The sequence below is a fragment of the Fulvivirga maritima genome (assembly GCF_021389955.1).
GTDB classification, from domain to species: domain Bacteria; phylum Bacteroidota; class Bacteroidia; order Cytophagales; family Cyclobacteriaceae; genus Fulvivirga; species Fulvivirga maritima.
Window position 1 is genome coordinate 97,644 of record NZ_CP089980.1, and the last position, 17,939, is coordinate 115,582.

The window sequence follows — 17,939 nt, forward strand, 5'->3', positions numbered from 1 at the left end:
TTTTTCAATATGGAGTGTATTATTTACCAAATCCGCCACTTCTAGACCTAAACGATGATCCTGATGATGATCTTGAAGAACTACGAGAGGTTCTACCGTAGCTACTACCAGAAGAATACTTTCTGGAGCTAGACGAAGAAGAAGATCTGGCTACGCGGGTTCTTACCTTATCTTTAAATGTAGATGGCTTAGAGGCCCAGGTAGTGCTTCTACCAGAACTGGAAGAGGTGTAATTCTTTGTTCCATATATTGTTCTACCAGAAGGACCATAATATGATCGGCCAGTACCATAGTAGCCTCCATGGTAATCATCCCAATAAGATCTTCTTACAGGATAACTCATCATGTTGAACATAGAACGCATGAAAGCATATTTACCATAAAACTCCCAGAAGGAGCCTCCGTTTCTATTTACCCAATGTCCATATTTTTCATTACCTACATAGTTAGTATAACCTGCAGGAGCGGCTTGTTTATGCACAACCCCATCTTTTTTAGAGGCTATTTCCATACCCATATCATTTAAATGCTGCTTAAAAAAACCAGCTGATACAGGGTACCACTCTGTTTCTTTTGCCTGCACAGTATCAGGCTTCTCTACTATTACTCTATACTTATGCTTGTAGGTATCTCCTGACTCATCGGCATCCATATCATACAATATGATAGAGAAGTTTTGCTCGTCAGAAAGAGATTTTATTAACTCATCCACAGGAGACTTTTCCCAGTTCTCCATTTGCGATGAGCCTCCGTAATCATTACGCCGGTTATTACAAGCTTTAATAACTACAAAGCCTATTATTACCACAATAATAAGTTTTACAAATCCATTGTTCATTTTTTTCTTTTTAGTGTTAGTGGGGCCATTTTCATGATCTGCCACTCCCCTTCATGTATCGCCCGAAGGTAAAATATTAGAGATTTCAAATTCTTTTATGTATTTACCTGCTGAAGCCTCAAACTCCTTCTCTCCCCATTGCTCCACGGTAAGGATGTACTCTCCCTTATCATCTTCATAATCCCAAGACACAAACTCTTCCCAATCATCACTTCTGCCTATATCATGAAAATATCCGGGAGATTCTTCTTCCAGATAATAAGTTCTGCCATCATAAGTGATCTCAGAAGGGGGCTTTTGCTCAGTCATAAGCTTATCTACCACCTCAGAGCCTAGCGCCCTTACTTTTATTTTTGATGAAACAGAAAGTTCGAGCTCATCATCTTCTTCTAAAGACAAAAAGAGTGATTTTTCTCCGTTACTAATTTTATACTCTCTGGTAAAGTAATTATCGCCCCAGTCGTATTCATAAATATTATTCACCTCCCAGGTAGAAAGGTCATAATCGAATACAAACCCAACATCTAAGTCCTGCACTCTGATATCTGTGCTATCATAGTGAGGCTCTTTCTCTTTTTTCTTAAAGAAGTTATCAAACAAGCCCATTTGCTAATTATTTAATTACTGTCCTTTATTTTTCATCTTAGCTTTCAGCTCTTCTAATGAAGAAGACGCTTTAAATGATTTCTCATCAAGAGCAGAGTCTATCTCATCATCAAGACTTTTGCTTTCATTAGCGATGTCTCCATAAGCCTCTGCCATAGCCTCTTGCTGCGCTACTTTGTCTTTCATTTTTTCTAGCATACTCACTGTACTAGAGCTGTCTATGCCTGACATTTGCTTATTGATTTTTTGAGTAGCCTGGCTCACGCGTGAACGTGCTTTTAGCGTACGCAATTCATTTTCATATCTGGTGATAGAAGATCTCAACTTCTTTACGTTAGCATCTAACTGAGCTATGTTGGTCTCAAATCTTTGCACCTCTTCTTCACTTCTTTTGGCACTTTCTGTAGCCTCTTCTTTTCTGGTAAGTGCTTCAGTAGCTAACCTATCAGCCTCAGCAGGATCTAAATCACCTTTTTCAGCTCTTTGTAAAAGCATAATAGCCTTTTGCTCGTAAGATTCTGAAGTAGCTTTATGGTCATTAAGCTCTCTCTTACTTCTAATAGCCATCGCTTTTACCTCTGCTAAGGCTTGTAGACTCTTATCAAGATCCACTTTAAGGTCTCTTATGCCCTGCTCAGTCATTTTGATAGGGTCTTCTAATTTATCTATTGCCGAATTTGTTTCGGCTTTACCTATGGTAAATAACCTGCTAAATATTCCCATTCTTCTTTTAATTAATTTTTTGAAAATTCTATTATATCAGCTGCATACTCACTTAGCAATAACTCTAATGAGTTTAGCGTTCCTTCCAGCTCATTAAGATCAAGATTCTCCAGCTGTAAAGTATCTCTAAATAGCACTTTAGATCCGGACTCATCCAAAACAAAAGCACCATGAATAATCTCTCTGTTCTTCTTAAGCAGCTCTTCAAAAAGCTCTAATGACTTGTTGTTTATTTCAAAAAGCACCCCTTCTATAATTAAAATAGGGTCTTCGCAGTCAATAATAAGGTTGGCTATACCTGAGCCATCTTTTTCCACTACAAATAATTCTTCTTGAGGGTCTTCATGAAGCAGCGTAAACTCAAGCTCCAACAAAAACGATTTTACTTTATCAAAATTTGCACTCATTTTTCACTAGTATTTTAATATAACAAGTTTATATATTTATCGACAAACCACATAAATTTTATAGCAAATTTGGGTCATTGGCAATATTTGAATTTAAACAGAACTATCTGATGATCAGTAGAACGCTTATATTCATTACCTACCCTACTTTTCATTCTTTATAGCCGCCAACCTGGCCAAAAGTGGTGGATGCGAGTAATTTACAAAAACATATGCCGGGTGCGGATATAAATTACTTAAATTATCTACGGAGAGTTTCTTTAATGCGGTAGCCAAAGCATCTCCATCATATGTTTCTCTCGCATAAGCATCGGCTTCATACTCATTTTTTCTGCTAAAAATATTCATAGCTATGCCCAGCAAGGTACTAATAGGAGAATATAATAGACCGAAAGCCAATAAATTTAAATGCACGCCCATTTGCTCGGCACCAAGAGCAAGAGAAAGGTTTTCATTATAAATCATCGTAGACATAACGAATAGCATTACTCCTATTTGCATAATAGAAATAGCAAAGCCGTAAATAATGTGCTTTTTCTTAAAATGTCCCACCTCGTGAGCCAGTACCGCCACAAGCTCTTCTGTGGTATGGTTATTAATTAAAGTATCATATAACACTATTTTTTTCTTCTTTCCTAAACCAGAAAAGAATGCATTTGCCTTGTTAGATCTTTTTGATCCATCTATTACATAAATACTGTCTAACGGAAAAGCTATCTTCTCGCTATAAGCCTGTATTGCACTTTTGAGTTCACCATCTTCTAACGGCGTTAGCTTATTAAAAAGAGGAAGAATAAGTGAAGTGTAAAACATATTTACAAACAAGATAAACACAGAAGCCACCAGCCAAAAATACAACCAGAAGTTCTCACCGATATTCAATATCAGATATAATAAGGCACCCACCAGCACCACTCCCAGCACGGCAGAAAGCGCGTATCCCTTTATTTTATCCAGCACAAAAGTTTTAGGTGTAGTTTTATTAAAGCCGAAACGCTCTTCTATCACAAACGTGCTATACCATTGAAATGGGATGTTAATAACATCAGACACCACATATAAAACTCCAAAATTGGCTAATGCCAGCCATATTTCATTTTCAAAATACGGCCTCAGCAGCTGATCGATATAACCAAAACCACCAAGCGAAAGCATTAAAAATGAAATGATAAAACTAAAGGATGAGGTAATAAATGAAAATCTGCCAGAGACTTTCTGGTATTCCTGAGACTTTTTATACTTCTCTTCATCATAAAATGAAGCTATTTCTTCAGGCAAATCCACCCTCTTAGACTTATGATTGAGGTAATCTAAAAGCTGATCTACCGCAAAGTCTATAGTAATAATTCCTAAAATAATATAAAGAATAATATTTGGTGCCATTAAGAGTATCTAAGTAGTTAAAGCTCAAATATAATAAAGTTGACCGAGAAGCCCCTTTCTCAATTTGAAACAAAATCCCAATAAGAGAATAAAACAAGCCTTATTAATACTTCAAAAAACTGAAATACAGCACTTTACAAAACATGGTATGCAAATTGGTACCGACATGTCAAATCCTTAAAGTTAAATGAATAAACGTACAAATATATTTGGGAAAATAAAGGACGCCATTAAGCACCCTTACTTTATCCCTGTAGTGGTCTTCATCCTGGGAGCAATCACTATTATGGTAGAAATATTATTACTGGTATCATAAGTCTATTTAGAATGTTTTAAAATAGCTGACCATGATTGTTTGATTAGTTTTTGGCTTGTACCTTTGACAACGTCAAAATGTTACAACTTAAACTATCAAATTATACAAATGAGTTGGTTCACGAACGCTATTTCTAGCTCCTTGGGAAGAAAGCTTCTCATGGCTTTAACGGGATTATTCCTTATCGTATTTTTAGTGGTTCACTTAATTGGTAATTTCCAATTATTACACCACGATGGTGGCCAGGCATTTAACACATATGCCCGATTTATGACCTCCAATCCTATTATCAAAACTACATCCTACCTACTTTATGCCACTTTCATTATCCACATTGTATGGGGTATTGGATTGGTAGTGAGTAACAAAAAGGCTCGTCCTGTAGGATATAATGTATCTAAAGGTTCTACAAATAGTACCTGGAGCTCACGAAACATGGGCTTGTTAGGAACTATTATTTTCATCTTTTTGGTAATACATCTGAAAAACTTTTGGTATGAAATGCACTGGGGGAGGGATCCCTACGGTAACGTATGCTGGTGAGTCTTACAATGACCTTTACACGGTAACTGCTGCGGCTTTTGCCGAATGGTGGATTGTAGCTTTCTACACTATTTCTATGCTTGCTCTAATGTTTCACCTATATCATGGGTTTAGCAGTGCCTTTCAAACTTTGGGTCTCAATCACCCTAAATACAATCCTTTAATTAAAGGGGTGGGATATGGATTTGCCATTATTGTTCCGGCACTTTTCGCAGTGATTCCCATTATAATGTTTTATCAAAGTATTTAAAAAAAGAACTCTTAAAAGCTTGATAGATGAAATTAGATTCTAAAATACCAGAAGGCCCAATAGCCGAGAAATGGTCAAAGCATAAATTCAATATAAAATTAGTAAACCCTGCCAATAAGCGAAAGTATGACATCATTGTGGTCGGTACAGGTTTGGCAGGAGCTTCAGCCGCAGCCTCTTTTGGTGAACTAGGTTATAACGTGAAAGCCTTCTGCTTTCAGGATAGCCCCAGAAGAGCGCACAGTATTGCTGCACAAGGTGGTATAAACGCTGCTAAAAACTATCAGAATGATGGTGACAGCGTTTTCCGTTTGTTCTACGATACCGTAAAAGGAGGTGACTACAGATCAAGAGAAGCTAACGTACACAGACTTTCTGAAGTAAGTGTAGACATTATAGACCAGTGTGTGGCTCAAGGTGTTCCTTTTGCCAGAGAATACGGTGGTTTATTAGCTAACAGATCTTTTGGTGGAGCGCAGGTTTCCAGAACCTTCTACGCCAGGGGCCAAACCGGACAACAGCTTCTACTAGGTGCCTACAGTGCGCTAAGCAGACAAATCGCTAATGGTAAAGTAAAAATGTACCCTCGCGAAGAAATGCTTGACCTGGTAATGGTAGACGGAAAAGCCAGAGGTATTGTAACCAGAAACCTGATCACAGGTAAAATAGAGTCACATAGTGCTCATGCCGTAGTTTTGGCTACGGGAGGTTACGGTAACGTATTCTACCTTTCTACTAATGCTATGGGCTCTAATGCTACCGCAGCATGGAGAGCACATAAAAAGGGCGCTTACTTTGCTAACCCTTGCTTCACGCAGATACACCCTACCTGTATTCCTGTTTCTGGAGATCACCAGTCAAAATTAACTTTGATGTCTGAATCTCTAAGAAATGATGGACGCGTATGGGTTCCTAAAGAAGTATCTGATGCTGAAAAAATCAGAAGAGGAGAATTAAAACCTACTGATCTTCCTGAAGAAAAAAGAGATTATTATCTGGAAAGAAGATATCCTGCATTTGGTAACCTTGTACCTCGTGATGTGGCGTCTCGTAACGCTAAAAACATGTGTGACGATGGCAAAGGGGTTTCTAAATCAGGCTTAGCAGTATTTCTTGATTTTGCTGATGCTATTAAAAGAGATGGCAGAAGCACTATAGAAGGAAAATACGGTAACTTGTTTGACATGTATCAGCAAATTACCGGTGAAAATCCTTACGAAACACCGATGATGATCTATCCTGCTGTTCACTACACCATGGGTGGACTTTGGGTAGACTATAACCTGATGACTACCGTAGACGGTTTATACTCTCTCGGAGAATGTAACTTCTCTGATCACGGAGCTAACCGATTAGGAGCCAGTGCATTAATGCAAGGTTTAGCAGACGGATACTTCGTAATTCCTTACACTATCGGCGATTACTTAGCGAAAATGTCTTATGATAAGGTACCTACTGATCATGAAGCATTTAAACAAGCTGAAGCTGATGTAAAAGGCAAAATCGAAAAACTGCTTTCTATAAAAGGAGAAAAAACCGTTGATGATTTCCACAAAGCACTAGGAAATATTATGTGGGAATACTGCGGTATGTCTAGAAACGAAGCTGGCCTGAAAAAGGCAAAAGTAGAAATACAAAAATTAAGAGAGGAATTCTGGCAAAATGTTAATGTGATTGGATCAAGCGATGAATTAAACATCAGTCTTGAAAAAGCTAACAGGGTGGCTGATTTCCTTGAATTGGGTGAATTAATGGTAGATGATGCACTCCACAGATCTGAGTCTTGTGGTGGTCATTTCCGTGAAGAATCACAAACCGAAGAAGGAGAGGCTAAAAGAAAAGATGATGAATTTTCTTTTGTTTCAGCTTGGGAATATACTGGCCCTGAAGCTCCTGCTACCTTACATAAGGAAGAACTGGTTTTTGAAAATGTTAAATTGACCCAAAGAAGCTATAAATAAGTACAGGGACTATACCCATTTACTTTTAAAAGTTTTATTATGAAAATCACATTAAAAGTCTGGAGACAGAAAAACGATAAAGAAAAAGGTGCATTAGTTACCTATCCATTAGATAATATTTCTTCTGACATGTCTTTTCTTGAAATGTTTGATGTCTTAAACGATCAACTAGAAAGAAAAAGGAGAAGAACCCATTGCCTTTGACCATGATTGTAGAGAAGGTATTTGCGGTGCTTGTAGCATGTACATAAATGGTAAGCCTCACGGCCCCAAACAAACTACTACCTGCCAGCTTCACATGAGAAGCTTTAAAGATGGAGATACCATAGTAGTAGAGCCCTGGAGAGCTAAAGCTTTCCCTGTAATCAAAGATTTAGTAGTAGATAGATCAGCATTTGATCGTATTATTACATCTGGAGGTTATGTTTCTGTAAACACAGGAGGTATTCCTGATGCTAATGAAATTCCTATTCCTAAAAAAGTAGCTGATGAAGCTTTTGATGCTGCTACTTGTATAGGTTGTGGTGCTTGCGTAGCTGCTTGTAAAAATGCTTCTGCCATGCTTTTTGTAAGTGCTAAAGTGTCTCAATTGGCCCTTTTACCTCAAGGTAAAGTAGAAGGTAAAACCAGAGTTGAAAACATGGTAGCTCAGATGGATGAAGAAGGATTCGGATCTTGTACTAACACCGGAGCCTGCTCAGCGGAGTGTCCTAAAGGAATCAGCTTAGAGAACATAGCAAGACTTAATAGAGAATTTTATAGTGCTAAAGCTAAATCTGATAATCTATAAGTTTTAAATTATATTCCGTTATAAATCCCCTTCAATCATGAAGGGGATTTTTTTATGCTTTTATTTTTTTACGGTTTCAGGCATATACTTATACACTAAGCCTGCCGCTATTAAAGCTGCAGCTCCAGTCACAATAAACGGCAGCTCAAAAAACTCATTAACCAGCACACCGGTTATCAATGGCCCCACGGCTATCCCCAGAGCAAAGCCCATGGTGATAATGCTCATTTGCCTTCCCCTCTCCTCCTTTGCTAGATAAATCTGCTGCCAAGGCAAATGCTGGCGCAGCAATTCCTGCCGCCGACACTCCTTGTAATAAACGTAATATTACCATCTGATACATTTCTGTCACCTCTCCCATAAGCACTGTACTGATGGCCATAAGCACCAAGCCTATTAAAATAAAAGGCCGCCGCCCCCTCTTATCTGATAAATGCCCCAATGGTACCTGAAAAATCAAACGGCCAACCATAAGCATACTAAAGGCTACACTAAATCCAAATGCAGTAATATCCAAACGCTCGTTAAACTGATTCTCTAATGTAGTGACCATAGAGAAGCAATTAGCCATAGTAAAAGTAGCTAAAGCCGCTGTAAGTATACCTGGTGAGTATAGTGACCAATCAAAAAGTCCTGATTTTTTAGTTTTAGTAACTGGCTCCTCCACCTTCACTTCTTTAACCCATAGCAGCACCATAATTACTGAAATAAATATTAACACAGCTCCTGCAATAAAAGCAGAGTTAAACCCATAATGAACTTGCAAATATCCGCCTACCACTGGTCCTATAGCAAAACCAATCATTCTGGAAGTACTGTATACTCCCATTGCCCCTCCTCTTGATTCCTTTTTGGAAACGGCCGTAATAATAGAGAGAGATGCAGGTATTGTAATGGCCACACCTACACCTTGCAGTATCCTCAAATACAGCAAATGCATGAAATTTTCAGCCACTATAAATCCTAACGTACCAGCACAGACAATGAGCATTCCTATTATGATCAGTACCTTTCTCTTATTCAAAGCATCACTTACTCCACCCATTACAGGTTGGCAAAGAGAAGTTACAAAGCCGTAAATAGAAATAAGCAGCCCTACCAGCACTGATACAGAAAAGTCAATATGTTCAGTTGGTATCTTGGCTACGTATACGGGAATTAAAATAAACAGAATGCTATTTCCCATAGCATCAGCCATTCGGGCAAAAGAAAGGGCCAATATAGTTTTATTAAGCCCTAGTATATCATTTATCGCTTTCTTAAAATTCAAATCCTATACTTTTAATTTATAAAGTTTACTTAGTAAAACATTTGTAAAGAAATTGTTCCGGTTAAGGCCTCCTAATCAACTCCTTTTACACTTAGTGTAGTCCTTTTAAAGGAAACACCAATAACCTATAAAAAGAAAAACCTGAACATACTATATTCAGGTTTGCGTCTATAAATAGATTAGGGAAGTTTTACTTCTTTTCTTCTTTAAGCTTTACTATCTCCTTTTGCAGTTCCAAAACAATAGAAGCCAATTGCTCAGTGGAAACATCCTTAGAATCATCAGCATCAGGAAATTGCACACTTATATAAGCCTTACTAGCCCATATCTCCAGCACCTCCTCTCCTGCTATCTGGTAAGGAGAATATTGTCGGTTATCAGACACTAAAAACAGCTTACCTGTATCCTCCAGATAATTAAAAACGCGCTTATAAACTATCCCGTCGTTTTGAGTTACCAAAATATAGGTCTTCCCATTTTTTATATCTCTAATATCATCTACATATTGGCCTATAATAATAGTACCTGGCAAAATAGGTAACATAGAATCTCCCGTTATCTCAAAAGCCCGGTAGGTACCAGTAGCCAGTATAGGTAGATTGAATTTAGGCAGTTCCTTTATATACTCAGGGTCAGCATATCCATTCAGATATCCAGCTGCAGCTTTTTGAGGAACCAGCTCTATATTTTCCTTTTGCTCTTCATTAACAGTTATAGCCAGTACTTCCTTTCCTCTTTTGAATTTGCTTACAATCAGCTCTTCATCAGAAAGCTTGCTTACATCTTTATTAATGAGTATATCTACAGAAGTACCAAAGAGCTGAGCCATTTTTATAAGATTGCTAATTCGGGGATCTGCTCTCCCCTCTTCATAGGCTCCTAAAAGAGATCTTTTTATACCCAACTGCTCCGAAAACTGCTCTTGGGTAACTCCCATCTTCTTTCTAAGATATTTGATATTATCGCTTATCAGGCTCATTAGTTAACTGTTAAAAATCAATATTGAATCTCTGGTCCTCCTTAGAGGCTCGGCTAAGTTATATAAATGGCTGTGATAATATGCATCTTTAGCATCAATATATCTCATTTCTTCTTCAATAGAATTCACCACTTCTTTTAAGGTCGACCCTGACTCTGCCAACATATAACCATGCCAGCGGGCCTGATTAGAAGAGGATACCACAAACTTAATCTGGCACTTGCCTGACTTTAGTTTCTTACTATACAACTTGAGCTTATAATCTGAATTATTCATTTTACTAATTTTATTAGTATTCATCTGCAATAATGCGACTATTATTCAAAAAAGCAAATCTCAATACTAAAAAAATTAGTTTTTACTCAAAGTTCAATTTTCGCCTTCATAAAATCTAAGGATTATTTTAACTTCACAAATACAAAATATGGAAGACAGTTACAAACACAGGGGCATGCGCAGATCTCTGGTAAAAATTTTAAAAACCAAGGGAATAACTGATAACGGTGTGCTTCAGGCAATTAGCAAAATACCTCGGCATTTTTTCTTTGACAATGCCCTGCTGGGTCACGCCTATCAGGACAAGGCTTTCCCTATAGGCGAAGGTCAAACAATATCACAACCTTTCACGGTGGCCTTTCAAACTGAAAAGTTAGAGATCAGCCCACAGGATAAAGTACTGGAAATAGGCACTGGCAGCGGCTATCAGGCTTGTGTATTGGTAGAAATGGGAGCTAACGTTTACACCATTGAATACAATAAAGTACTCTATGAAAGAACGCGCAAGTTTTTACCTAAAATGGGCTATAGACCGAAGTTTTTCTGTGGAGATGGCTCCAAAGGCCTACCCAGGTATGCGCCATATGATAAAATAATTGTTACAGCCGGGGCACCTTCAGTTCCATCCAGCCTCATCAAACAATTATCTGTAGGAGGAGTTCTTATTATTCCTGTTGGTGATAACGAAAAGCAAAAGATGCTCAAAATCACCAAAGTAGAAGATAAAAAATTAAAGAAAGAGGAGTTCGATTATTTTAGCTTTGTACCTTTGCTAGGTGATGAGGGCTGGGGCAAATAGTCTACCTCTTGCACTTAAGCAAAAGATCAGATTTAGATTTTAATTTAAAGAATGTCAAAAAAACAAAAGAAGTTTGTTCGTGAGTCCTATGTGACCATGACAGAACTGGTTCTTCCTAATGATACCAATACCTTGAACAACCTGATGGGTGGAAGGCTCATGCACTGGATGGATATTGTATCTGCCATAGCAGCTCAAAAACACTCTAACAGAATAGTAGTAACTGCTTCTGTTGATAATGTTTCTTTCGGTAAACCTATCCAGCTTGGTAATGTAGTTACGCTTAAAGCGAAAGTAACACGGGCATTTAACTCTTCCATGGAAGTGCACATTCAGGTAGAAGCTGAAGATATTCCTAGCGGTAAAAAATTTGCCAGTAACAGTGCTTTCTTCACTTTTGTAGCTGTAGATCAATCTGGCAGACCGATCGATATACCTGAAGCCATTCCTGAAACAGATGAGGAAAGAGACCTATATGATGGCGCATTAAGAAGACGTCAGTTAAGATTGGTGTTAGCAGGTAGAATGGATCCTGATGAAGCCGTAGAGTTAAAATCAATATTCAATTTAAATAAGGAGTAATGTCTGATAACGCTTTCTTGAAATTTTTCATCACTGAGCCTGTATACAAAATAGCAGGTGAAGAAATCATCAGTAATTCTACCGAACAGGAGCCTCAGGAAGAACAAACACCTGAACCTACAGTGGTTGTAGAAGAAGAAAAGCCTCAAGAAAAGCAAGAGCAGCCTATTTCCATAAAAGGAGCTAATTCCCTGGGGGTTATTGTTATTGTAAACGAACCCTCAGCTGAATTCATTACAGATCAGGACGAAGCCTTTTTAGGCAAAATATTGAAAGCCGTAAAGCTAGACATCACTAAGACTGGCATCATCAACGCTCATAACAATCCCGGTCTTAACCAACATACTTCAATGGACATTGAAGCCAATAAATTCCTGTTATTTGGCATAGATGCTGCACATATATTCAAAAGCGACTTCCCTCACTATCAAATTATAGAAGCAGAAAATAAGGTTTTTCTTAACAATCACTCCCTTTCTGAAATCGCAAAGGATTCAGAACTAAAAAAACTGCTTTGGGGTGCCCTTCAGAAAATGTTTTTATAAGCTCTAAGCACTCTTTTTTATTTCATTATAAGGTTTGATATCATATATTTGTTAAGGCGGCAAGGCGGTAAAAAACTACCCTGATTTGCCGTATGTGCAAATTCACTAAACCTCTTTTGTAATGAATAAGATCCTTTATCTTGTTCCACTTCTCGGATTGTTGGGACTCATCATCATGGCATTCAAATCTTCCTGGGTAAAGAAACAACCAGCTGGAAATGACAAAATGCAAACACTGGCTAATCACATACGTGAAGGAGCCCTCGCTTTTCTTAAGGCAGAATATAAGGTGCTGGCTATATTTGTAGTCATAGCAGGCATTCTTTTAGCAATAATTGCGTCTCTCGTTGAAACCACTCATTGGTTTATCGTCATTGCCTTCGTTATAGGGGCATTTTTCTCAGCCGTAGCAGGAAACATAGGCATGCGAATAGCCACTGCTGCTAACGTAAGAACCACTGAAGCTGCCCGAACCAGCTTAGCTCAGGCATTAAAAATATCCTTTACGGGAGGCACCGTAATGGGACTTGGTGTAGCTGGCTTGGCCGTATTTGGCTTAAGTTTATTGTTTTCACTCCTTTTCATCTGGTTTATGGGTGGAGAATGGACTGCTAACGGTGTTCATGACATGACCTTAGTGTTAGAAGCACTTGCAGGATTTTCTTTAGGAGCAGAATCTATCGCTCTTTTCGCTAGAGTGGGCGGCGGTATTTATACTAAAGCCGCTGATGTGGGCGCTGACCTGGTAGGTAAAGTAGAGGCAGGCATCCCTGAAGATGACCCTAGAAACCCTGCCACTATCGCAGATAACGTAGGAGATAATGTGGGAGATGTAGCCGGCATGGGCGCTGACCTTTTCGGCTCTTACGTAGCCACCGTTCTTGCCTCCATGGTTTTAGGTAACTATGTAATAAGAGACATGGGCGGCTCTATTAATGACGAGTTTAATGGCATCGGCCCTATTCTTTTACCACTTGTTATAGCCGGCTTAGGCATCATATTCTCAATAATTGGCACCTTTTTCATTAAAATAAAAGATAATGGAGCCAAAGAAAGCCAGGTACAAAGTGCCCTTAATTTAGGCAACTGGAGCGCCATAATACTTACAGCCATAGTCTCATTTTTCCTCATCCCCTGGATGCTACCTGAAACTATGCAAATGAACTTCTTCGGTATAGGACTGAAAGATGTTAGTTCTATGAATGTTTTTTATGCTGTTTTAGTAGGACTTGCCGTAGGCGGACTCATATCTTACTTCACTGAATATTATACAGGGCTGGGCAAGAAACCTGTTTTAGATATCGTTCAAAAGTCAGCTACAGGAGCTGGCACCAATATTATTGCTGGTCTGGCCACGGGTATGATCTCTACCTTTGCTCCAGTATTACTTTTTGCTGGTGCCATTTGGGGCGCTTATGCCTTAGCAGGATTCTATGGAGTAGCTATTGCTGCCTCTGCTATGATGGCTACCACTGCTATGCAGTTAGCCATTGATGCCTTTGGACCTATTGCTGATAACGCAGGGGGTATAGCCGAAATGAGCGAACTACCTGATGAAGTAAGGGAAAGAACAGACATTTTGGATTCTGTAGGTAACACCACAGCGGCCATTGGTAAAGGTTTTGCTATTGCTTCGGCTGCACTTACAGCCCTGGCACTCTTTGCGGCTTATGTAACTTTCACCGGCATAGATGGTATAAATATTTTTAAAGCAGAAGTTCTTGCTGCCTTATTCATTGGCGGAATGATTCCTGTAATATTTTCGGCCTTAGCCATGAACTCTGTAGGTAAAGCTGCTATGGAGATGGTTAAAGAAGTAAGAAGGCAGTTTAAAGAAATACCAGGAATTATGGAAGGTACCGGCAAACCTGATTATAGCAAATGCGTTAATATTTCAACTAAAGCCGCGATCAGAGAAATGATGCTTCCTGGCGCCATCACTATAGTTTCTCCTATAATAATTGGTTTTGTTATGGGCCCTGAGTGCTTAGGTAGTTATATGGCAGGAGTAGCGGTTTCTGGCGTATTGTGGGCTATATTCCAAAATAATGCCGGAGGCGCCTGGGATAATGCTAAAAAATCTTTTGAAGCAGGGGTTGAAATAGACGGCCAAATGACCTTCAAAGGTTCAGAAGCTCATAAGGCAGCCGTTACTGGTGACACAGTAGGTGATCCATTTAAAGATACTTCTGGTCCTTCTATGAACATTCTGATTAAACTCACCTGCCTGGTCGGCTTGGTGATAGCTCCTATTCTGGGCAAAATATATCAAAATGAAGCCTCACAGCACGCCTACACTGAAGAAGTAAAAACAGAGATAAAAGTACCAGACGAAAAAACTCAATCTTCAATTACTGCAATTAAAGAGTAGTTTTATGACCCAAAAACAAGAAAGAGCCGTTTTATACAGCTCTTTCTTGTTTTTATTCTTCTAATAAAACTAATTCGATTAGATTTACATTCTTGGCTACGGCCTAAGTGCTAAAGCCCTTTATAATCAACTGATAAAGTTGTTTGTTTTTATTTATTTTATGTAATATCCTTTAGCAAATATTACTATGATCAAAAAAATCTTGCTATTATTACTTAGCATAGCACCTTTCCTGTGCCAAGGCCAGGATATTTTAGGTAAGTGGAAAACAATAGATTCTGACTCAGGCGAGGCTCAGTCTATTGTAGAATTATATAAAAGAGATGGTAAAGTCTATGGCAAAATAGTAAAACTATTCAGAAAAGAAGGTCAGGATCCTGACCCTATTTGTGATGATTGCCCTGAAGACGATCCTCGCTATGGTAAAAAAATCATAGGCATGGAAATCATCAAAGATTTAGAAAAAGATGGCTCTGAATACGTAGATGGTACTGTATTAAAGCCAGACGAAGGAAGAATTTACAAATGTAAAATATGGCTTGAAGACGGAAAACTAAACATTCGAGGATATTGGGGGTTTCTATATAAAACCCAGGAATGGATTAGAGCCGAATAAAGCACATATAGTAACCTAACCCCTATTTATGCACTTCAGAGAAAATTTTTATAATCGTCTAATAAAGCAAGGGTTACCAGAGTATATTTATATGTATAAAACAGCAGAGCTCAAATGAAGGACAATGAGGTTTTCGAACGGATATGCCGTGGTGACGAGACTGCCTTGGAGTATCTTTATAAAAAGTATTATCGGATGATGACCAAATTGGTGATCTCCAATAGCGGAACAGAACAAGAGGCAAAAGACATTTATCAAGATGCTCTTGTTGTTTTTTGGCAGAAAGCTACCAGCGGTAACCTGGTGCTCACGTCAAAGATAAGCACTTATCTCTATAGTATTTGCCAAAATCTATGGAGAAAAGAGCTAGATAGAAAAAGACGCCTTTCCCATGAAGAAAAAGATGGAGAGGAATATATTGACATCGATACAAAAGAAAGATCTAAGATCATTACAGACTGTATTGGACAACTTGGTGAGACGTGTAAAAAAGTGCTAATGTTTTACTATTTTGACGGGTTATCCATGCAGGACATAGCTGATAAGCTAGGTTTTGCGAATACTAATACCGCCAAAACGAAGAAATACAAGTGTAAAAAGAAATTAGATGAACTAGTCAAATCTCAGTACTCTGAGAGCGACTTCCTTGATTAATTAAATATGAGCGAAGTAGAAAAAATCGATGCTTATTTCGGAAACGAAATGACTGAAGCAGAAAAGATGGACTTTGAAAACTCAGTTCAAAATGATCCTTCTCTTAAAAAGGAGTTTGAGTTTCAAAATGATATCGTGAATGCTTTACGAGAAAACCGAAAAGCTGAACTTAAGGCAATGCTCAACAAAGTTCCTGTATCAGGATCTATGTCGGCTGGCAGTTCGTTTAGTGTAGGAAAAATCGCTTCATTAATAGTGGGTGCCGCTATAATGGGTATAAGCGTATACTTCCTGACTAACTCAGACGCTGCTGAAAGTACAGCTACTATAAGCACAACCGAAAACCAACCTGTAAAACCTGAAACCTTACTTGAACCTGCAATCTCTAATGAAAAATCAAATTCTGATGAAGAATTGATTTCAATTGAAAGTGAGCAAGCATCAAGTTCAGAAAGTAATGAAGCAAACGTGCAGAATTTCTCTGATGAACAATCTTCACCTGAGAAATCTGAAGACAATATGACAAGTGTTTCCTCTACTACTAACAATACTGAAGCAACTCAGAATGTAGTAGTGAGCAAACCTGAAATTAACAAACCTGTTCTTTCTAACTTTAACGATGCTCAAAACAACGCAGATAGCCTTGAGGCTCCTGGTGGCAGCCTGGTAAACAAAACTTACAAGGAGCAAAAAAGCATTGAAGTAGAAATAGAGGAAGGCAGCAAAAGACACAACTTCCACTATCACTTTGTGGATGGGAAACTTTTCTTACTAGGTGATTTTGATAAGAATCTATATGAGATCTTAGAAATTAACACTGATAGTGATAAAGCCATCTTCTTATACTACAAAGATCAATACTACAGCTTAGATAAGCAGCAGGAAAAAATAGAGGCACTTACTCCTATCAAGGATAATAGCTTGGTAGCCAAACTTGAAAGAATTCGTTCTGAAGAGTAACCTCTAAAAAAGATTTACACAAAGAAGCCTCTGATTATGTCAGAGGCTTTTTTATTTGCAATACTTGGCTTTATTTTGCCAGAGGTTTAATAACTTGGCTAACAATTATTAAATTTGAAATAATCAAATCAACTGCGTGGAAAAAGATCAAAGAAGCAAAAAGAAGAAAAAACTAGGTAGCTACCCATATACCAGTGTGATATTCAGTATAACCCTGGCACTTTTTGTAATCGGTTTATTTGGACTTCTTCTCCTGCACACCAATAGACTCACCGAACTTATAAAGGATAATATTGAACTTCAGGTATACCTTGATAAAGACATTACTGATAATCAAAGGATCCAAATACAAAAAACCCTTTCCTCTAAAGATTATGCTGCAGAGAAAGATGATGAAGTTCAAATAAGCTTTGTTTCTAAAGAGGAAGCGGCTGAAGAGTTCATCAATGAAACAGGAGAAGACTTTAGCAGCTTTTTGGGAGAAAACCCACTTAGAGATGCTTACGTATTAAAAATTGCTTCTGAATTTCAAAAAACACAAAAGCTAGACTCTATTAAACAAGATATAGAAGGTGTAAGTGGAGTATTTGAGGTAGAGTACGAGAAAAATATGGTAGAATCCATTAATGAAAACCTGGCTACAATAAGCCTGTTGCTTATAGGGTTCTCTCTTATCTTACTAATAGCAGTAGTCATTTTAATTAATAACACCATTAAATTGGCTCTTTTCTCTCAGAGATTCCTGATAAGAAGCATGCAATTAGTAGGCGCTAAGGCCTCGTTTATCCAAAAACCATTTCTTTGGAGAGCTACACTTCATGGCATTATCAGCGGGATATTTGCCAGTGCCTTATTGTACCTCTTATTAAATTTCGCATATAGCAAGATTAATAATCTGGAAAAACTTTATGAGCCAGATAAGCTCTTGATATTATTTTTAGCTCTGTTTATATTAGGCGCTTTCATAGGTTTTATGAGTACCTATAGAGCTATTAAAAAGTATCTTAAAATGTCATTAGACGAATTATATTAAACCATGGAGAATAAAAGCAAACTTCCCTTTGGGAAAA

At 38.1% G+C, this 17,939-nt stretch carries 21 protein-coding genes and 1 pseudogene; 13 read left to right on the forward strand and 9 right to left on the reverse strand.

Annotated features, from left to right (window positions below):
• Positions 1–19: 19 nt before the first annotated feature.
• The 5 genes from LVD15_RS00510 to LVD15_RS00530 all read right to left on the reverse strand — a co-directional run bounded on the left by LVD15_RS00510 (position 20) and on the right by LVD15_RS00530 (position 3,957).
• Positions 20–883 carry a hypothetical protein gene (locus LVD15_RS00510; protein ID WP_233778354.1) on the reverse strand — a complete coding sequence of 288 codons (864 nt, stop codon included), beginning with the start codon at positions 881–883 and terminating at the stop codon, positions 20–22.
• 6 nt (positions 884–889) lie between these two features.
• Entirely contained in the window at positions 890–1,444 is a 555-nt protein-coding gene (locus LVD15_RS00515; protein ID WP_233778355.1) for a DUF4178 domain-containing protein, read from the reverse strand.
• Between the two features lie 15 nt (positions 1,445–1,459).
• Positions 1,460–2,167: a PspA/IM30 family protein gene (locus tag LVD15_RS00520; protein ID WP_233778356.1), complete on the reverse strand. Its 708-nt coding sequence runs from the start codon at positions 2,165–2,167 to the stop codon at positions 1,460–1,462.
• A gap of 11 nt (positions 2,168–2,178) precedes the next feature.
• Positions 2,179–2,574, reverse strand: a complete 396-nt coding sequence (locus LVD15_RS00525; RefSeq protein ID WP_233778357.1) for a YbjN domain-containing protein — start codon at positions 2,572–2,574, stop codon at positions 2,179–2,181.
• A 144-nt stretch (positions 2,575–2,718) separates the two neighbouring features.
• On the reverse strand, positions 2,719–3,957 hold the full coding sequence (locus tag LVD15_RS00530) for a M48 family metallopeptidase (RefSeq protein WP_233778358.1): 1,239 nt from the start codon (positions 3,955–3,957) through the stop codon (positions 2,719–2,721).
• A 187-nt stretch (positions 3,958–4,144) separates the two neighbouring features.
• Here LVD15_RS00530 and LVD15_RS26780 point away from each other — a divergent pair, with 187 nt between their 5' ends.
• From LVD15_RS26780 to LVD15_RS00545, 5 genes and pseudogenes are all read left to right on the forward strand, one after another.
• The gene (locus LVD15_RS26780) at positions 4,145–4,273 is read left to right on the forward strand and encodes a hypothetical protein (RefSeq protein WP_255763352.1); all 129 of its coding nucleotides are present in this window, start codon (positions 4,145–4,147) and stop codon (positions 4,271–4,273) included.
• A gap of 108 nt (positions 4,274–4,381) precedes the next feature.
• Positions 4,382–4,816 (forward strand): succinate dehydrogenase/fumarate reductase transmembrane subunit, encoded by a 435-nt coding sequence (locus tag LVD15_RS27035; RefSeq protein ID WP_306416811.1) that lies wholly within the window; start codon positions 4,382–4,384, stop codon positions 4,814–4,816.
• On the forward strand, positions 4,770–5,066 hold the full coding sequence (locus LVD15_RS27040) for a succinate dehydrogenase/fumarate reductase transmembrane subunit (protein WP_306416812.1): 297 nt from the start codon (positions 4,770–4,772) through the stop codon (positions 5,064–5,066). The genes LVD15_RS27035 and LVD15_RS27040 overlap by 47 nt, the downstream gene beginning before the upstream one ends.
• 26 nt (positions 5,067–5,092) lie before the next feature.
• Positions 5,093–7,027: a fumarate reductase/succinate dehydrogenase flavoprotein subunit gene (locus LVD15_RS00540; protein WP_233778359.1), complete on the forward strand. Its 1,935-nt coding sequence runs from the start codon at positions 5,093–5,095 to the stop codon at positions 7,025–7,027.
• Between the two features lie 39 nt (positions 7,028–7,066).
• A pseudogene (locus LVD15_RS00545) lies at positions 7,067–7,817 on the forward strand (succinate dehydrogenase/fumarate reductase iron-sulfur subunit).
• Between the two features lie 60 nt (positions 7,818–7,877).
• On the opposite strand, the gene LVD15_RS27235 reads toward LVD15_RS00545, so the two are convergent.
• The 4 genes from LVD15_RS27235 to LVD15_RS00560 all read right to left on the reverse strand — a co-directional run bounded on the left by LVD15_RS27235 (position 7,878) and on the right by LVD15_RS00560 (position 10,342).
• Entirely contained in the window at positions 7,878–8,045 is a 168-nt protein-coding gene (locus LVD15_RS27235) for a hypothetical protein (RefSeq protein WP_370687390.1), read from the reverse strand.
• Positions 7,975–9,087, reverse strand: a complete 1,113-nt coding sequence (locus LVD15_RS00550) for an MFS transporter (protein WP_233778360.1) — start codon at positions 9,085–9,087, stop codon at positions 7,975–7,977. Before LVD15_RS00550 ends, LVD15_RS27235 begins: the two co-directional genes overlap by 71 nt.
• Before the next feature lie 190 nt (positions 9,088–9,277).
• The gene (locus LVD15_RS00555; protein WP_233778361.1) at positions 9,278–10,066 is read right to left on the reverse strand and encodes an XRE family transcriptional regulator; all 789 of its coding nucleotides are present in this window, start codon (positions 10,064–10,066) and stop codon (positions 9,278–9,280) included.
• 3 nt (positions 10,067–10,069) lie between these two features.
• Positions 10,070–10,342: a hypothetical protein gene (locus tag LVD15_RS00560; protein ID WP_233778362.1), complete on the reverse strand. Its 273-nt coding sequence runs from the start codon at positions 10,340–10,342 to the stop codon at positions 10,070–10,072.
• A gap of 148 nt (positions 10,343–10,490) precedes the next feature.
• On the opposite strand from LVD15_RS00560, the gene LVD15_RS00565 reads away from it, so the two are divergent.
• The 8 genes from LVD15_RS00565 to LVD15_RS00600 all read left to right on the forward strand — a co-directional run bounded on the left by LVD15_RS00565 (position 10,491) and on the right by LVD15_RS00600 (position 17,902).
• Positions 10,491–11,141 (forward strand): protein-L-isoaspartate(D-aspartate) O-methyltransferase, encoded by a 651-nt coding sequence (locus LVD15_RS00565; RefSeq protein ID WP_233778363.1) that lies wholly within the window; start codon positions 10,491–10,493, stop codon positions 11,139–11,141.
• A 51-nt stretch (positions 11,142–11,192) separates the two neighbouring features.
• Positions 11,193–11,723 carry an acyl-CoA thioesterase gene (locus LVD15_RS00570; protein WP_202246270.1) on the forward strand — a complete coding sequence of 177 codons (531 nt, stop codon included), beginning with the start codon at positions 11,193–11,195 and terminating at the stop codon, positions 11,721–11,723.
• A complete protein-coding gene (locus LVD15_RS00575; protein ID WP_233778364.1) occupies positions 11,723–12,268 on the forward strand; it encodes a hypothetical protein in 546 nt (181 codons plus the stop codon). The genes LVD15_RS00570 and LVD15_RS00575 overlap by 1 nt, the downstream gene beginning before the upstream one ends.
• A gap of 121 nt (positions 12,269–12,389) precedes the next feature.
• Complete coding sequence (locus tag LVD15_RS00580) at positions 12,390–14,639, forward strand: sodium-translocating pyrophosphatase (protein WP_233778365.1); 2,250 nt, start codon at positions 12,390–12,392, stop codon at positions 14,637–14,639.
• A gap of 187 nt (positions 14,640–14,826) precedes the next feature.
• Positions 14,827–15,255, forward strand: a complete 429-nt coding sequence (locus tag LVD15_RS00585; protein WP_233778366.1) for a DUF2147 domain-containing protein — start codon at positions 14,827–14,829, stop codon at positions 15,253–15,255.
• Between the two features lie 114 nt (positions 15,256–15,369).
• On the forward strand, positions 15,370–15,909 hold the full coding sequence (locus tag LVD15_RS00590) for an RNA polymerase sigma factor (RefSeq protein WP_233778367.1): 540 nt from the start codon (positions 15,370–15,372) through the stop codon (positions 15,907–15,909).
• 6 nt (positions 15,910–15,915) lie between these two features.
• On the forward strand, positions 15,916–16,869 hold the full coding sequence (locus LVD15_RS00595; RefSeq protein ID WP_233778368.1) for a hypothetical protein: 954 nt from the start codon (positions 15,916–15,918) through the stop codon (positions 16,867–16,869).
• Between the two features lie 136 nt (positions 16,870–17,005).
• Positions 17,006–17,902, forward strand: coding sequence for a cell division protein FtsX (locus LVD15_RS00600; protein ID WP_233778369.1), 897 nt, complete (start codon positions 17,006–17,008; stop codon positions 17,900–17,902).
• Positions 17,903–17,939: the final 37 nt, after the last annotated feature.

Bases quoted from the DNA above. Each gene is read 5' to 3' on its own strand.
- LVD15_RS00515 (WP_233778355.1), bottom strand. From the start codon at position 1,444: ATGGGCTTGTTTGATAACTTCTTTAAGAAAAAAGAGAAAGAGCCTCAC.
- LVD15_RS00520 (WP_233778356.1), bottom strand. From the start codon at position 2,167: ATGGGAATATTTAGCAGGTTATTTACCATAGGTAAAGCCGAAACAAAT.
- LVD15_RS00525 (WP_233778357.1), bottom strand. From the start codon at position 2,574: ATGAGTGCAAATTTTGATAAAGTAAAATCGTTTTTGTTGGAGCTTGAG.
- LVD15_RS00530 (WP_233778358.1), bottom strand. From the start codon at position 3,957: ATGGCACCAAATATTATTCTTTATATTATTTTAGGAATTATTACTATA.
- LVD15_RS26780 (WP_255763352.1), top strand. From the start codon at position 4,145: ATGAATAAACGTACAAATATATTTGGGAAAATAAAGGACGCCATTAAG.
- LVD15_RS27035 (WP_306416811.1), top strand. From the start codon at position 4,382: ATGAGTTGGTTCACGAACGCTATTTCTAGCTCCTTGGGAAGAAAGCTT.
- LVD15_RS27040 (WP_306416812.1), top strand. From the start codon at position 4,770: ATGAAATGCACTGGGGGAGGGATCCCTACGGTAACGTATGCTGGTGAG.
- LVD15_RS00540 (WP_233778359.1), top strand. From the start codon at position 5,093: ATGAAATTAGATTCTAAAATACCAGAAGGCCCAATAGCCGAGAAATGG.
- LVD15_RS27235 (WP_370687390.1), bottom strand. From the start codon at position 8,045: ATGAGCATTATCACCATGGGCTTTGCTCTGGGGATAGCCGTGGGGCCA.
- LVD15_RS00555 (WP_233778361.1), bottom strand. From the start codon at position 10,066: ATGAGCCTGATAAGCGATAATATCAAATATCTTAGAAAGAAGATGGGA.
- LVD15_RS00560 (WP_233778362.1), bottom strand. From the start codon at position 10,342: ATGAATAATTCAGATTATAAGCTCAAGTTGTATAGTAAGAAACTAAAG.
- LVD15_RS00565 (WP_233778363.1), top strand. From the start codon at position 10,491: ATGGAAGACAGTTACAAACACAGGGGCATGCGCAGATCTCTGGTAAAA.
- LVD15_RS00570 (WP_202246270.1), top strand. From the start codon at position 11,193: ATGTCAAAAAAACAAAAGAAGTTTGTTCGTGAGTCCTATGTGACCATG.
- LVD15_RS00575 (WP_233778364.1), top strand. From the start codon at position 11,723: ATGTCTGATAACGCTTTCTTGAAATTTTTCATCACTGAGCCTGTATAC.
- LVD15_RS00580 (WP_233778365.1), top strand. From the start codon at position 12,390: ATGAATAAGATCCTTTATCTTGTTCCACTTCTCGGATTGTTGGGACTC.
- LVD15_RS00585 (WP_233778366.1), top strand. From the start codon at position 14,827: ATGATCAAAAAAATCTTGCTATTATTACTTAGCATAGCACCTTTCCTG.
- LVD15_RS00590 (WP_233778367.1), top strand. From the start codon at position 15,370: ATGAAGGACAATGAGGTTTTCGAACGGATATGCCGTGGTGACGAGACT.
- LVD15_RS00595 (WP_233778368.1), top strand. From the start codon at position 15,916: ATGAGCGAAGTAGAAAAAATCGATGCTTATTTCGGAAACGAAATGACT.